At 72.6% G+C, this 14,524-nt stretch carries 12 protein-coding genes; 1 reads left to right on the forward strand and 11 read right to left on the reverse strand.

Translation table 11 applies throughout. The features are described from left to right. Window positions 1-691: 691 nt before the first annotated feature. The 7 genes from ACIQ6Y_RS04040 to ACIQ6Y_RS04070 form a co-directional block, all read right to left on the reverse strand. A complete protein-coding gene (locus tag ACIQ6Y_RS04040) occupies window positions 692-3,538 on the reverse strand; it encodes a DEAD/DEAH box helicase (protein ID WP_404032524.1) in 2,847 nt (948 codons plus the stop codon). A 121-nt stretch (window positions 3,539-3,659) separates the two neighbouring features. Continuing rightward, window positions 3,660-4,244 carry a sugar kinase gene (locus ACIQ6Y_RS04045; protein WP_404032527.1) on the reverse strand — a complete coding sequence of 195 codons (585 nt, stop codon included), beginning with the start codon at window positions 4,242-4,244 and terminating at the stop codon, window positions 3,660-3,662. After that, a complete protein-coding gene (locus ACIQ6Y_RS04050) occupies window positions 4,241-5,386 on the reverse strand; it encodes an ROK family glucokinase (protein WP_404032530.1) in 1,146 nt (381 codons plus the stop codon). Before ACIQ6Y_RS04050 ends, ACIQ6Y_RS04045 begins: the two co-directional genes overlap by 4 nt. 116 nt (window positions 5,387-5,502) lie before the next feature. Next, window positions 5,503-6,273, reverse strand: coding sequence for an ATP-binding cassette domain-containing protein (locus ACIQ6Y_RS04055; RefSeq protein ID WP_404032533.1), 771 nt, complete (start codon window positions 6,271-6,273; stop codon window positions 5,503-5,505). Further along, complete coding sequence (locus tag ACIQ6Y_RS04060; protein ID WP_404032536.1) at window positions 6,270-7,301, reverse strand: ABC transporter permease; 1,032 nt, start codon at window positions 7,299-7,301, stop codon at window positions 6,270-6,272. Before ACIQ6Y_RS04060 ends, ACIQ6Y_RS04055 begins: the two co-directional genes overlap by 4 nt. After that, window positions 7,298-8,302, reverse strand: a complete 1,005-nt coding sequence (locus ACIQ6Y_RS04065; RefSeq protein ID WP_404032539.1) for a sugar ABC transporter substrate-binding protein — start codon at window positions 8,300-8,302, stop codon at window positions 7,298-7,300. The genes ACIQ6Y_RS04060 and ACIQ6Y_RS04065 overlap by 4 nt, the downstream gene beginning before the upstream one ends. 199 nt (window positions 8,303-8,501) lie before the next feature. Next, window positions 8,502-9,239, reverse strand: coding sequence for a GntR family transcriptional regulator (locus ACIQ6Y_RS04070; RefSeq protein WP_404032541.1), 738 nt, complete (start codon window positions 9,237-9,239; stop codon window positions 8,502-8,504). Window positions 9,240-9,367: 128 nt separating this feature from the next. On the opposite strand from ACIQ6Y_RS04070, the gene ACIQ6Y_RS04075 reads away from it, so the two are divergent. Continuing rightward, on the forward strand, window positions 9,368-10,387 hold the full coding sequence (locus ACIQ6Y_RS04075; RefSeq protein ID WP_404032544.1) for a Gfo/Idh/MocA family oxidoreductase: 1,020 nt from the start codon (window positions 9,368-9,370) through the stop codon (window positions 10,385-10,387). A gap of 127 nt (window positions 10,388-10,514) precedes the next feature. On the opposite strand, the gene ACIQ6Y_RS04080 is transcribed toward ACIQ6Y_RS04075, so the two are convergent. The 4 genes from ACIQ6Y_RS04080 to ACIQ6Y_RS04095 form a co-directional block, all read right to left on the reverse strand. Further along, a complete protein-coding gene (locus ACIQ6Y_RS04080) occupies window positions 10,515-10,955 on the reverse strand; it encodes a PaaI family thioesterase (RefSeq protein ID WP_404032547.1) in 441 nt (146 codons plus the stop codon). A 70-nt stretch (window positions 10,956-11,025) separates the two neighbouring features. Next, complete coding sequence (locus ACIQ6Y_RS04085; RefSeq protein ID WP_404032550.1) at window positions 11,026-12,210, reverse strand: cytochrome P450; 1,185 nt, start codon at window positions 12,208-12,210, stop codon at window positions 11,026-11,028. A gap of 58 nt (window positions 12,211-12,268) precedes the next feature. Next, window positions 12,269-12,967 (reverse strand): response regulator, encoded by a 699-nt coding sequence (locus ACIQ6Y_RS04090; RefSeq protein ID WP_404032553.1) that lies wholly within the window; start codon window positions 12,965-12,967, stop codon window positions 12,269-12,271. Window positions 12,968-13,117: 150 nt separating this feature from the next. Beyond that, the gene (locus ACIQ6Y_RS04095) at window positions 13,118-14,374 is read right to left on the reverse strand and encodes a histidine kinase (protein ID WP_404032556.1); all 1,257 of its coding nucleotides are present in this window, start codon (window positions 14,372-14,374) and stop codon (window positions 13,118-13,120) included. Window positions 14,375-14,524: the final 150 nt, after the last annotated feature.

Raw genomic sequence — 14,524 nt, forward strand, 5'->3', positions numbered from 1 at the left:
TCCAGGTCTCGCAACGGCTCCGGACTTCCGGACAGCATCGGGCCCCGGGACGGCTCCCGGTCGCGGGGCGGGGCTTCGCCTCGGGACGGCTGCTCCAGGTCTCGCGACTGCTCCAGGCCTCGCGACGGCTGCGGGCCTTGAGACGGCTCCGGACTTCCGGACGGCAACGGGCTCCGGAACTGCATCGGGCCCCGGGACCGTTCCCGGCCCCGGAGCGACTCCCGGCCCCGGGACAGCTCCGGGCCTCGGGACTCGTCCCGGACTGTACGGTCGTCCTCCCCCGCAGGGTCCTCGCCCGGCCGTGCCTCGTCGCGCGCCGCCCGGGCCGCGCGTAGCGCCGCGCGGGCGGCGTCGCCGGGGCGGGGGCCGGTGTGCGGGCCGTGTGCTGTGGGCCCCTCCGGGTGTTGGGCGGCGTCGGCGGCGGGCGCGGCTTCCGGGGCAGGACTCTCTTCGGCCTCGGGCAGGCCACGCCGCAGGGCCGCGCGGACGGCGTCGGCGGGGCCGGACCGGGCGTCCTCGGGGCGTACTCGGACCGCCGGGGTTCGCCGACGAGCTGGCCCGGCCTCCGGCTCGGGGCTCCCCCGCTTCAGGGCGGCGTGCAGCGCACGGCGGGCCTCGTCCGCGGGGCCGGGCTGGATGTCCGAGGCCGGAGGCAGCTTGTCGTCCTGCCGCTCCTCGGGCCGTTCCTCCGTCATGACGTCCTCCGGAGGGAGACCAGGTCGGACAGTTCGCGGTCGGAGAGTTCGGTCAGGGCCGACTCGCCGGAGCCGAGGATGGCGTCGGCGAGGGCGCGTTTGGCGGCGAGCATCTCGGCGATGCGGTCCTCCACCGTGCCCTCGGTGATGAGGCGGTGGACCTGCACGGGCTGGGTCTGGCCGATGCGGTAGGCGCGGTCGGTGGCCTGTTCCTCGACGGCGGGGTTCCACCAGCGGTCGAAGTGGACGACGTGGCCCGCGCGGGTGAGGTTCAGGCCGGTGCCGGCCGCCTTCAGGGAGAGCACCAGGACCGGGGTCTCCCCGCTCTGGAAGCGGTCCACCATGTGCTCGCGCTCGGGGACAGGCGTGCCGCCGTGCAGGAGGTCGACCGGGATCGCGCGGCCGGCGAGGTGGGCGGTGATCAGGCGGGCCATGCCGACGTACTGGGTGAAGACCAGCGCCGAGCCGTCCTCGGAGAGCAGCGTGTCCAACAGCTCGTCGAGCAGCGCGAGTTTGCCGGAGCGGGCGGCCAGGCCTTCGGGGTTGCCGTGGGCCTCCTTGAGGTAGAGCGCCGGGTGGTCGCAGATCTGCTTCAGCGCACCGAGCAGTTTCAGGACCAGGCCCCGCCTGGCGATGCCCTGCGCCGTCTCGATGGCGAGCATCGACTCGCGGACCACGGCCTCGTACAGCGCGGCCTGTTCGCGGGTGAGCGGGACCGGGTGGTCCGTCTCCGTCTTGGGGGGCAGTTCGGGGACGATCCCCGGGTCGGACTTCTTGCGGCGCAGCAGGAAGGGGCGCACCAGGCGGGCCAGCCGCTGCACCGCCTCCTCGTCCTCCCCGGTCTCCACCGCACGCGCGTGCCGGGCGCGGAAGGACTTCAGGGGACCCAGCAGGCCGGGGGTCGTCCAGTCGAGCAGGGCCCACAGTTCGGAGAGGTTGTTCTCCACGGGCGTGCCCGTGAGGGCCACGCGCGCGGGGGTCGGGATGGTGCGCAGTGCCTTCGCGGTGGCCGAGTAGGGGTTCTTCACATGCTGGGCCTCGTCGGCGACGACCATGCCCCATCGCTGCTCGGCGAGGGTCGTGGCGGCCGAGCGCATGGTGCCGTAGGTGGTGAGGACGAAGCCCGCGTCGAGGTCGTCGAGGCTGCGCTCGGCGCCGTGGAAGCGGCGGACGGGGACTCCGGGGGCGAAGCGGGTGATCTCCCGCTGCCAGTTGCCGAGCAGCGAGGCGGGGCAGACCACCAGGGTCGGTTCGGTGCGGGCGCGCTTGAGGTGGAGCGCGATGACGGTGACGGTCTTGCCGAGGCCCATGTCGTCGGCGAGGCAGCCGCCGAGGCCGAGGGAGGTCATGAGGTCGAGCCAGGCCAGGCCGCGGAGCTGGTAGTCGCGGAGGGTGGCGGCCAGTCCGGCGGGCGGTTCGGCGGGGTGTACGCCGGCCGTCAGGCGGTCGCGCAGGGCGGCCAGCGCCCCGACGGGGACCGCCTCGACGGTCTCGCCGTCGACCTCCGCGGTGCCGGTCAGCGCCACCGAGAGCGCGTCGACGGGGTCGAGCAGGCCCAGTTCGCGCTTGCGGGCCTTGCGGACGAGGGCGGGGTCCACCAGCACCCACTGGTCGCGCAGCCGGACGACCGGGCGGTGGGTCTCGGCGAGCACGTCCATCTCGGCGTCGCTGAGCGGGTCGCCGCCGATCGCGAGCTGCCAGCGGAAGCGGAGCAGTTCCTCGCTGTCGAAGAAGCCCGTGCCGTCGGTCGCCGAGCCGGGCGCGGGCCGTACCACCGCGGCGGCGGTGAGGTCGCGTGCGAGGTCGCGGGGCCAGTGGACGGCGACTCCCGCCGCGGCGAGCCGGGTGGCGGCGACCCCGAGCAGGTCGCCCAGCTCCTCCTCGGACAAGGCGAGGACGTCCGGTACGTCCTGCTCGGCGAGCCGGTCCAGCGGCGGCCAGACCCGGGCGGCACGGCGGACGGCGAGGGCGGCGTCCACCCGCGCGCGTGGCCCGAACGCCCCGTCGGCCTCCCCCGCCCACAGCGCGGTCGCGTCGGCGACCAGGATGGGGTCGGCGAGGCTGTGCACCTGCACGATCGCGGCCCCCGCACGCCGGACTCGCTCACCTGCGTCCCCGCCCTCGGCCGCGTCGCCGCCGTCGAAGATGTCGTACGCCGACAGGTCCAGCCGTAGGGAGATGCGGACGCCCGCGTCCATGCCGGCGGCGACCTCCGCGGCCCAGTCGTGGGCGGCGGGCAGATGCTGGGGGCGGCGGTCGGCGAAGGGCCGGCCGCAGGCGTGCGGGGCGGCCGGGGTGCGGGGCAGGGTGTCCGCGACCGCGTCGAGGAAGGCGCGCATCAGTGCTTCCGGCTCGGGCAGCCGGACCGGGCCCGGTCCCGGCAGCGGGACGGCATGCCCTTCGTAGGGCAGGGCCGCGGCGACCGCGCGCAGGTGTGCGATGTCGTCCGGGTCGAGGGGTCCGGCACGCCAGGCGTCGTGTCCGGAGGGGGTGAGGCCGGGGAGCAGACGGCCGCGCGCGGTGAGCCGCAGCGCGTGCAGGGCGGCCGCGCCCCAGCAGGCGGTGGCGGGATGCGCGGCGGGGTCCCGCCGGGCCCGTACGAGCAGGGGCAGGGCCTGGTCGAGCGGCAGGCTGAGCGCGGAGGTGCTTGCGCGGCGCACGCCCTTGCCGTGGGGGCGGACGACGGTCAGCTCGGTGCGGCCGTCGGAGCTCGGCACCGGCTCGCCCTCCGGGTCCCAGAAGGCGATGCGGCCCTCGCGTGGGAGGGGGGCGGGGAGGAAGACGGCCGCCAGGCGGAGTGGGACGGACGGGGCCGTGCCCGCGGTCGCCGCGCTGTCGCTCATACGTCCTGCCACCTCCCGCCCGTCGTGTCGGATCATTCGTCTTCGACTCTACGGGCGGGGTCTGACAATCGGCCCCGAAGACCGTCCGAGGCCGGGGCAGGGCCGGTCCGGGAGCGTCCGGTCAGGGCGTCGTACGGGAGACGACGTACACGAACGGGTTGTTCGGCTCCGACAGGTTCACCATCACGTCCTGCGTGGGCGCGGGCTTCTTCTGCTCGTGGACGAGGCCGTACCAGGCGCCGGGGCCGCTGAAGTCCCAGCCGGTGATCCGCTGGTCGCGGGCGCTGATGGTGATGTCGCCGCGCTTGAGCTGGGCCCGGCTGGCGCCCATGTTCCGCAGGAACTCGTCGAGGTTGACGTTGGGCGCCTGGAACTGGACGTAGAGACGGCTGGTCTTCCAGTTGTTCGTCTCGTAGTGGGCGACCTTGACGGACGGGTGCGGGATGGGCACCTGGTAGAGGCGGCGCTGGACCTTGGAGGGCCAGTCCTCGGTCAGGCCGCGCGCCGAGTAGCGCGCCTCCTTGTCCTTGCCGCTGTCGCGGCTCTGTGCGGCGGAGATCATCAGGTAGCCGGCCGGGATGCCGATGAGCAGCACGATGATCAGCAGGGTGAGCGCCCGTCGGCGGCGCATGTGGCGGCGGTCCTCCGTGTCGTGGGCCCGGTCGTCCTCGGGCGGGCCGGGCTGGTGCGGCAGAGAGCCCGTCACAGCGACTCCTCGGAGCGGCGGGTGGCGGCGAACCGCTCGTAGCGCTCGTACCGCTCCACGCGGCGGCGCTTGGCGCGCCGGAAGCGGCGCGCGACGAGGCGGGCGAGGTCGGCGGCGCCCACCATGCCGGCCTCGGGGCCGAGCTGGGCGCGCACGATCCGGGCCTCGGGGCGGTAGCCGCGGCCGGTGAGGTGCCGCTTGAACGCGTCCCGCGCGGGGCCGATCAGCAGGTCGTCGGCGGCCGAGACGCCACCGCCGATCACGAAGCAGGAGGGGTCGAGGGCGGCCGCGAGGTTGGCGATGCCGACGCCGAGCCACTGGCCGATGTCCTGGAGCAGCTCGACGCACATGGCGTCGCCCTCACGGGCCAGCTCGGTGATCATCGGGCCGGTGATGTCGCCGATCTGACCCTTGACGTGCTCGATGATCCCGTACGCCACCGGGGAGTCGGCCGCGGCCAGTTCCTTGGCCTCTCTGACCAGCGCGTTTCCTGAGCTGTACTGCTCCCAGCAGCCGCGGTTGCCGCACGGGCAGCGGTGGCCGCCGGGCACCACCTGCATATGGCCGAACTCGCCGGCGACGCCGTACTTGCCGCGCTTGACCTGGCCGTCCTCCAGGATCGCGCCGCCGATGCCGGTGCCGAGGGTGATCATCACCAGGTGGTCCTCGCCGCGGCCGGCGCCGAAGCGCCACTCGGCCCAGGCGGCGGTGTTCGCGTCGTTGTCGACGAGGACGGGGACCGCGAGGCGCCCGGCGATGCGGTCGCGCAGCGGCTCGTTGCGCCAGGACAGGTGCGGGGCGAACAGGACGCGGTTGCGGTCGGCGTCGACCCAGCCGGCGGCGCCGATGCCGACGGCGTGCACGTCGTGCCGGTCGGACAGGTCCAGGACGAGCTCGACGATGGTGTCCTCGACGACCTTGGGGCTCTTGGACTTGTCCGGGGTCTCGGTGCGGACCTTCTCCAGGATGTTGCCGTCGGCGTCGACCACGCCCGCCATCACCTTGGTGCCGCCGATGTCGATGCCCACGGTGGGCACGCGGGGTGCCGTCAGGAGTGAGCGGCGTTCCCTGGTGCCGACCGTGCGCAGTACGGGCGCGCGGCGGGAGCCGATGGGGGCGGTGAGGTCGCGGTAGGTGCTCATCAGGTGCGATTCTGCCGTACGGGTGCGCTGCGCGGCGTACGCGACCGCAACGGGGTGGCTTGTCTCATAGTGCGGCTGCGGGTCGTGTCGGGTTGCTCGCGCCGTTCCCCGCGCCCCTAACCACGTTGCAGTTCGTGGCGTAGAGCGTCGAGGTCCGATCCTCCCGCCATCTGCTGAGTCAGCTCGTCCAGGGTGATCTGGTCGCGGGTGTGGTTGCCCACCATCGTGCCCCTCTTCAGGAGTACGAAGCGGTCTCCCACCAGGTACGCGTGGTGGGGGTTGTGGGTGATCAACACAACACCCAGGCCCTCGTCGCGTGCCGCCGCCACATACTTCAGGACCACTCCCGACTGCTTCACGCCCAGGGCGGCCGTGGGCTCGTCCAGGATCAGGACCTTCGCGCCGAAGTGGACCGCGCGCGCGATGGCGACGCACTGGCGTTCGCCGCCGGAGAGGGTGCCGATGGGCTGGTCGACGTCGCGGAGGTCGATGCCCATGCGCAGCAGTTCGGCGTGGGTGGTGCGGCGCATGTGGTCGATGTCCATGCGCTTGAAGGGGCCGACGCCCTTGCGCGGCTCGGAGCCGAGGAAGAAGTTGCGCCAGACCGGCATGAGGGGGACGACCGCGAGGTCCTGGTAGACCGTGGCGATGCCGCGGTCCAGGGCCTCGCGCGGGGAGGAGAGCTTCGTCTCCTCGCCGTCGAGGCGCAGGGTGCCGCCGTCGTGCTGGTGCAGGCCCGCGATGATCTTGATGAGGGTGGACTTGCCCGCGCCGTTGTCGCCGAGGACGCAGGTGATCTCCCCGGCGTTTACCTCCAGGGAGACACCTTCGAGGGCGCGGATGTTGCCATAGTGCTTGCTGACGTCGGTCAGCTCGACGAGTGTCACTTGGTGGCCTCCGCGCGCTTGCGGACCCAGGCGTTGAGCAGGGTCGCGAGGAGCAGCATCGCTCCGAGGAAGAACTTGAACCAGTCCGGGTTCCACTCGGCGAAGACGATGCCCTTGCTGGTCATGCCGAAGATGAACGCGCCGACCGCCGAGCCGACCGCGCTGCCGTAGCCGCCGGTGATCAGACAGCCGCCGATGACAGCCGCGATGATGTAGATCAGCTCGTTGCCCACGCCCTCGCCGGACTGGACGACGTCGAACGAGAAGAGCAGGTGCTGGCCGGCGATCCAGGCGCCGAAGGCGACGCCCATGTAGAGGCCGATCTTGGTCTTGTTCACGGGGACGCCGACCGCGCGGGCCGCGTCCCTGTTGCCGCCGACCGCGAAGATCCAGTTGCCCATGCGGGTGCGCAGCAGGATCCAGGAGGCGACGGCGACCAGGCCGAACCACCACAGGATGGTGACCTTGAAGTCGACGTCACCGATGGTGAGGGTGGAGGCGAAGACGTCGCGGGCCGTGGGGAAGCCCTCCATGTCGGCGATCGTCTTGGTGGAGACCGTGCCGTCGATCAGCTTGGTGAGGCCGAGGTTCATGCCGGTCAGCATCAGGAAGGTGCCCAGCGTGATGATGAAGCTGGGCAGCTTGGTGCGGGTGAGCATGAAGCCGTTGAACGCGCCGATGGCGAGGGTGGCGAGCAGGGAGACGCCGACGCCGACCCAGACGTTCGCGGTCATCTGGTAGCTGAACATCGACGAGATCAGCGCGGAGGACGTGACGAGGACGCCCGCGGACAGGTCGAACTCGCCGCCGATCATCAGCAGCGCCACCGGGACCGCCATGATGCCGATGGTCGAGGACGCGTACAGGACGGTGCTGAGGCTGGAGGCCTGCAGGAAGCTGTCGGCGGCGATCGCGAAGAAGACGAAGACGGCGATCGCGCCGACGACCGAGCCGAGCTCGGGGCGGCCGAGCAGCTTCTTCAGCGGCGAGGTGTGCAGCAGCCGTTCGTCGGTGGTCGTGGCGCTCATCGGGTGCCCCGCTTCGTGTACTCCTCGAGCGCGGACGCCTGGTCCTTGGTGATGATCTGCGGGCCGGTCAGGACCGGCCTGCCGCCGCCGAGCACGTCGGCGTTGTAGCGGTAGAGCCAGAGCAGGTCGATCGCCTGGTAGCCCTGGAGGAAGGGCTGCTGGTCGACGGCGAAGCCGAGGGTGCCGTCCTTGAGGCCGGCGGCGACCTTGGCGTTGAGGTCGAAGGTGTCGATCTCGGCGTCGCTGCCGGCGTCCTGCCTGGCCTTCACGGCGGTGTCGGCGAAGGGGGCGCCGAGGGTGACGACCGCGTCGACGTCCTTGTCGGCCTGGAGCTTGGCCTCGATCGCGGACTGCACGTCGGGCATGTTGGTGCCGGTGACGTAGAGGTTCTGGACGTCGCCGTCGAAGGTCTCCTTCACCCCGGCGCAGCGCTGTTCGTGGCCGACGTTGCCCTGTTCGTGCAGGACGCAGACGGCCTTCTTGCGGCCGCGCGCGTTGAGCTCCTCGCCGACGGCCTGGCCGGCGATGGTCTCGTCCTGGCCGATGTGGGTGAGGGCGCCGAAGGCCTTGGACTCGGCGGAGCCGGAGTTGACGGTGATCACCGGGATGCCGGCCTTCACGGCACGGGCCACGGCGGCCTTCATGGCGTCGGGCTTGGCGAGGGTGACGATGATGCCGTCGACCTTCTTGTCGACGGCCGCGTCCACGAGCTGGGCCTGCTGCTGCGCCTCGTCGTCGTGGGAGTACAGGAAGTTGATGTTGTCCTTGGCGGCGGCTTCCTTGGCGCCGCTCTGGACGATGTCCCAGAAGGTGTCGCCGTCGCCCGAGTGGGTGATCATCGCGAAGGTCCAGCGGGGAGTGGACACCGCCGCCCTGCCCCGTTCGGCCGCGGCCTTGCGGGCGTCCTCGGCGCGCTTGCCGCCGGTGCTGCTGCACGCCACCAGGGACACGCTGAGTGCCCCCGCCAACGCGATCCCTGCCCAGGTCCGAAACCGTGCCACGAGGCCGTGCCCTTCTTGCCGTGTTCTGCCGTACGCGGAGCCGGCGATCCCGCCGACCCCAAACGCCCCAGTATCGAACACAGGGATCGTGCCCTTCGCGACCGGGGAGCGCGAGTCGGTCGCATTGTCCGGACATTGCGACGTGCTGTGGCGGGGAAGGGGGCGGGAAAGTGGCGGGAAATCGGTGTCCGAGCGGGGCTCAGGGGCGCACGAGGAGCTGGAACTCGAAGGAGTAGCGCGTGGCGCGGTAGGTGTGGTTGCCGTGCTCGACGGGGCGGCCGGTGTCGTCGAAGGTGGTGCGCTGCATGGTGAGGAGGGGGGCGCCCTCGGGCTCCAAGAGGCGCTCCGCCTCGGGGGCGGTGGCGGCGCGGGCGCCGATGGACTGGCGGGCGCTGTGCAGGGTGATGCCGGCGGCGCGCATCAGGCGGTAGAGGCCGGTGGACTCCAGATGGTCGGTGTCCAGGTCCAGCAGGCCGGTGGGCAGGTGGTTGCAGAGGTACGCCATCGGCTCGCCGTGGGCCAGACGCAGGCGTTCCACGCGGTGTACGTCGCTGCCCTCCGGGACGCCGAGGGCCGCCGCGATCTCCGGCGAGGCCGGGACGAGGGAGTTGACCAGGACCTTTGTCGCGGGGCGCTGGCCTGCCGCCTCCAGGTCGTCGTAGAGGCTGCTGAGTTCCAGCGGGCGCTTGACCTGACTGTGCACGACCTGGGTGCCGACCCCGCGGCGGCGCACCAGCAGGCCCTTGTCGACCAGGGACTGGATGGCCTGGCGGACCGTGGGGCGGGACAGTCCGAGCCGGGCGGCGAGGTCGATCTCGTTGCCCAGGAGGCTGCCTGGGGTGAGCGTTCCGTGCTCGATGGCGGCCTCCAGCTGCTGGGACAGCTGGAAGTACAACGGCACCGGCGAGCTCCGGTCCACACTGAGCTCGAGTCGCACGGTCGGGTCAACTTCTGGTTTCGGCACGGCCCGAGCGTAGCTCCGTGACGGGTTGACGGGAAGTTGTGTAGTCCGGTTGTCCGGACATACGGATTGACAGATGGCCGGTCCGCCCTCACCTTGATTCCATGCGCATCGGGGTCATCGGTACGGGCCGCATCGGCACCTTCCATGCCAACACGCTGAGCCGTCATCGTGACGTCGGGTCCCTGATCCTCACGGACGTGGATCCCGGGCGGGCGCAGGAGCTGGCGCACCGGCTGGGCGAGACGGCGGCACCCGGTGTGGACGAGATCTTCAAGTGGGGCGTGGACGCGGTGGTGATCACGGCGGCGACCTCCGCGCACGCCGAGCTGATCGGGCGGGCCGCCCGTTCGGGCCTGCCAGTATTCTGCGAGAAGCCCATCGCACTGGATCTGCCGGGCACCCTGCAGGCGATCTCCGAGGTGGAGACGGCCGGGACCGCCCTGCAGATGGGGTTCCAGCGTCGCTTCGACACCGGCTACACCGGTGCCCGCGAGGCCGTACGGGCCGGGCGCCTGGGGCGGCTGCACACCGTGCGGGCCATCACCTCCGACCAGGCGCCTCCGCCCGCCGCCTATCTGCCGCTGTCGGGCGGGCTGTACCGGGACACCCTCATCCACGACTTCGACGCCGTGCGCTGGGTGACCGGCCATGAGGTCGTCGATGTGTTCGCGGCTGGGTCCGACGCCGGGCCCGGGATGTTCCGCGAGGCCGGTGACGTCGACACGGCCGCGGTGGTGCTCACCCTGGACGACGGCACCCTGGCCACCGCGACGGCGACCCGGCTGAACGGCGCCGGCTACGACGTCCGTATGGAACTCGCCGGTGAGCGGGACCAGATCACCGTCGGCCTGGACGACCGTACGCCGATCGCCTCCACCGAGCCGACCGGGCCGCCCGCCGCGTCCAAGCCCTGGACCGGCTTCCTGGAGCGCTTCGGGCCCGCCTACGAGGCCGAGCTCGCCGCGTTCATCGAGGTGGTGCGCGGCGAGCGGGCCAACCCCTGCGACGGCCGCGAGGCCCTGCAGGCCCTGCGGATCGCCGAGGCCTGCGAGCTGTCGCGGCGCGAGCGAAGACCGGTCAGGCTGGGCGAGATCCCGGGCGGGCGGGACCTGGGGGCCTGAGTCACCGGTCCGGCCTCGTCCGGCGCGCCGGCCTTGCCCTCACAAGCCCGCAGCCGTGCCTCACACGCCCCGGCCGTGCCTCACATGCCCCTGGCCGTGCCTCACACGCCCCTGGTTCGGCCCCCGCTCACGACGACGTCCCGGCCGACAGCACCGTGCCCTGCGCCACCGCGCACAGTGTTTCCTTGCCGTCCTCCGCGAGGGTCAGCAGGTCGCAGCGGACGACGGCCTGGCGGCGGCCGGCGTGCACGACCTGCGCGGCCGCCCGCAGGGTGTGTCCGAGCGCCGGGCGGACGTACTGGATGGAGAAGCCGGAGGTCAGGACGGCCGGGCCGAGTGCGCTGCCCGCGGCGAAGGTGATCGCGTTGTCCGCGGCGTAGGACAGGACCCCGCCGTGCACGAAGCCGTTCTGCTGGTGGAGTTCCTCGCGGATGTCCAGCTCCAGGACCGCCTCTCCGTCGCCGAAGGCGCTGATCCGGGTGCCGAGGAGTCTGCTGAACGGCTGGGCGGCCAGGGCCTGTCGGGCCGTGTCCAGGTCCAGCTCCGCGGGGAGGGAGGGTGCGGTCATGCTGTGGGACTCCTTGGGGTCATGGGGAGGGTGATCACCAGCGCACTCACGAGCGCACTCGTCGGCGCACTCACCAGCGCACCGGCAGGCTGCGCATGCCGCGCATCAGCATGCCCGGCAGCCAGTCGCCGGACGGGCCGTCCAGGGCGAGGCCCGGGGTGCGCTCCAGCAGGGACCGTATCGCCGTACGGCCCTCCAGTCGGGCCAGCGGGGCGCCGAGGCAGAAGTGGATGCCGTGGCCGAAGGCGACATGGCCGCGCGGGTCGCGGCGTATGTCGAAGCGGTCCGGGTCCGCGTAGCGCTCCGGGTCGCGGTCGGCGGCGGTGAGGCCGACCAGCACCGACTCGCCCTGCGCTATCGGCACCCCGGCGATCTCCATCGGCTCGGCCGCGAACCGGAACGTGGCCGCCTCCACCGGGCCCTCCCAGCGCAGCATCTCCTCGATCGCGCCGTCGAGCAGGCCCATGTCGGCGCGCAGGGCCGCCAGTTGGCCGGGATGGGTGAGCAGGGCGTGCACGCCGTTGGCGATGAGGTTGACGGTCGTCTCGTGGCCGGCGATGAGCAGCAGATAGGCCATGCCGCGCAGTTCGCCCACGGAGAGCCGGTCGCCGTCCTCGGCGGTGGTGCGGATCAGGTCGCTGAGCAGGTCGTCGCTCGGGCCGCTGTTCTGCTTGTCCGCGATGAGCTCGGTGAGGTACTCGGCGAGGCGCACCACCGCGTCGTACTCGCTGCCGGAACTGCTGGGGGCCACCACCTCGGTCGATATCTTGCGGAAGGCGGCGCGGTCCATCTCGGGGACGCCGAGCAGTTCGCAGATGACGGTGATGGGCAGCGGGAAGGCGAAGGACTCGACGAGGTCGGCGCGGCCGTGCGGCAGCATCGCGTCGAGCAGCTCGTCGGTGATCTGCTGCACGCGCGGGCGCAGTTGCTCCACGCGGCGCGTTGTGAAGGCGCGGGTGACCAGGGAGCGCAGCCGGGTGTGGTCGGGCGGGTCGACGCTCAGCAGATACTTGCCGATGTGCTCCTCGTCGAGGAACGTCATGCCGAGCTTGGCGGGGTCCTTGGCCAGCCGGGGGTCGGCGAGCGCCGCGCGCGCCTCCTCGTAGCCGACGACCAGCCAGGTCTCGTGCTCGGGTCCCGCGCCCGGTGGCCGCACCCGGTGCACCGGTCCGCGGGCGCGCAGCTCGGCGTAGACCGGGTGCGGGTCGGTGCGGAACGCGTCCCCGTACTGCCCCAGGTCGATCACCTCGGTCATGGACCCTCCCCCTTGTGACCTCTGTGTCCTCACCCCGCACAACGCACGGGAGTCCGCGCTAGTGCCCGCTCCGCCGATCTTCTTCGGTTTCGGTCAAGCCCGCGTCGTGGGCGAGGAGGGCGATCTGCACACGGTTGTTGAGGTCGAGCTTGGCGAGGATGCGGGAGACGTGCGTCTTGACGGTGGCGACGCTCATGAACAGGCTCGCGGCGATCTCGGCGTTGGACCGGCCGTGGCCGACGGCGACGGCGACCTCGCGCTCGCGGTCGTTGAGCTGGGCGATGCGGTCACGCGCGCGTGCGCGCCGGGTGTCGGCGGCGGAGCCGGCCGTGTGACCGGCCGCGTGGGCCATCAACTGCCGGGTGACGGTGGGCGACAGGACGGGGTCGCCGGCCGCGACCTTGCGGACCGCGGCGACGATCTCGGCGGGCGGGGTGTCCTTCAGGACGAACCCGGCGGCACCCGCACGCAGGGCGCGCAGCACCTGTTCGTCGGCGTGGAAGGTCGTCAGGACGACCACCTGCGGGGCGCCTTCGCGGCCGCGCAGCCGCTCGGTCGCGGTCAGGCCGTCCATGGCCGGCATCCGGATGTCCATCAGGACGACGTCCGGGCGGGTGCGCTCCACCAGCGCCTCGACCTCGGTGCCGTCGGCGGCCTCGCCCACGATCTCGATGTCCGGGGAGCCGCCCATCATGAAGGACAGCCCGGTGCGCACCAGGGGGTCGTCGTCGACGAGGAGCACCTTGATAGCGGTCATGGGGCTACGAAATCACGGCCGCGTGGCGGCGCGTGCGGGGTCGGCACGGCTGAGCGGGATCCGTTGCCGAGCGCGGGGCGTGTGGGGCTGCTCGCGCGGTAGCCCGCGGCCTTGGGGACGCCCCATCGCACCACGACAAGGGCACGCGGCTCACCCCCACGGCAGCCACGCCCGTACCTCGAAGCCGCCACGCGCCGTGGGCCCGTGCTCCAGGCGGCCGCCCGCCAGCGTGGCGCGTTCCGTGAGGCCGATGAGCCCCTGGCCGGAGCCGGGGACGGGCGGGACCTCGCCGTCGGGGGCGGGGTTGCGGACGACGACGGTCAGGCCGTCGCCCGGGGTGCCCGTGACGGTGACGGTGACCTCGGTGCCCGGGGCGTGCTTGCGGGCGTTGGTGAGGCACTCCTGGGCGATCCGGTAGGCGGTGCGGCCGACGGAGGCGGGCACGGCGGCCGGGTCCGTGACCTGCTGGGCGAGCGTGACCTTCATGCCCGCCTCCCGGGACTCGGCGACGAGCGTGTCCAGCGCGGCCAGCGTCGGCTGCGGTCGCCCGTTCTCGTCGGGCTCGCCCGCCCGCAGTACGCCGATGATCTCGCGCAGGTCCTGCAGGGCGTCGTGCGCGCTCTCCCGGATGACGCCGGCCGCGCGGGCGACCTCGTCGCGGGGCGCGTCCGGGCGGAACTCCAGGGCCCCGGCGTGCACGCTGAGCAGGGTCAGCCGGTGCGCGAGCACGTCGTGCATCTCCCGGGCGATGGCCTCCCGCGCAAGGCGCTGCGCCTGTTCGGCCCGCAGCCGCGCCTCGGTCTCGGCCCGGCGGGCCCGGTCCCGCAGGCTCAGCATGAGCTGCCGCTTGGAACGGACGAGCAGACCGCAGCTGATGACCGCGACCGTGATCACCAGGCTGAACGCCACGGCCACCAGGTACGGCAGGCCGGGCTCGGGCCGCAGCCAGTAGTAGAGCGGCTGCAACGCGAGACTGGCGCCGCCGATCCAGGCGACGTAGCGGAAGGGCCGGTGCACCGCGAGGGCGAAGACGGCGATCAGGCAGGCGCCGCCGGAGGTGGCCGACAGCAGTCCGACGGGGAGCAGGGCGACGGCCAGCCCGACCGGCCACCGCCTGCGCAGCCACACCGCGGCGCAGGCCAGGGCGCCGAGCCACTGGTCGAGGAGGGCGAGGCCCCGCGGCAGATGCTCGTCGGGCAGACCGTCGGCGGCCAGCAGGCCGATGCCGACGGCCAGCAGGAAGCAGCTGAAGTCGACGAGCCAGTCGCGCGCGGTGCGGCGGGGCCGGCGTCCCGGCCGTACGGCGTCGGGGTCCAGCTCATGGATGACGGCGGACGGGAACAGCCACCGGCGCCCCTCGAACGCCGGCCCCGTCGGCCCCGTGGTCTGCGTACCGTCACCCTTCACGGTCGCCAAATCTACGCAGGTGCGGCCCCTGTCACCGCCCCGCGCGGGCGGGCGTCGACTTAAGTCGCACGATCGTCGTCCTTCGGCGCCCCGACCGTCCGTGACCGGCGACTTCCGTCGGTGGGGTCTCGCCCCGCGGCCGATGTGCGT

It is taken from the genome of Streptomyces sp. NPDC096205 (assembly GCF_044763135.1).
GTDB lineage: Bacteria > Actinomycetota > Actinomycetes > Streptomycetales > Streptomycetaceae > Streptomyces.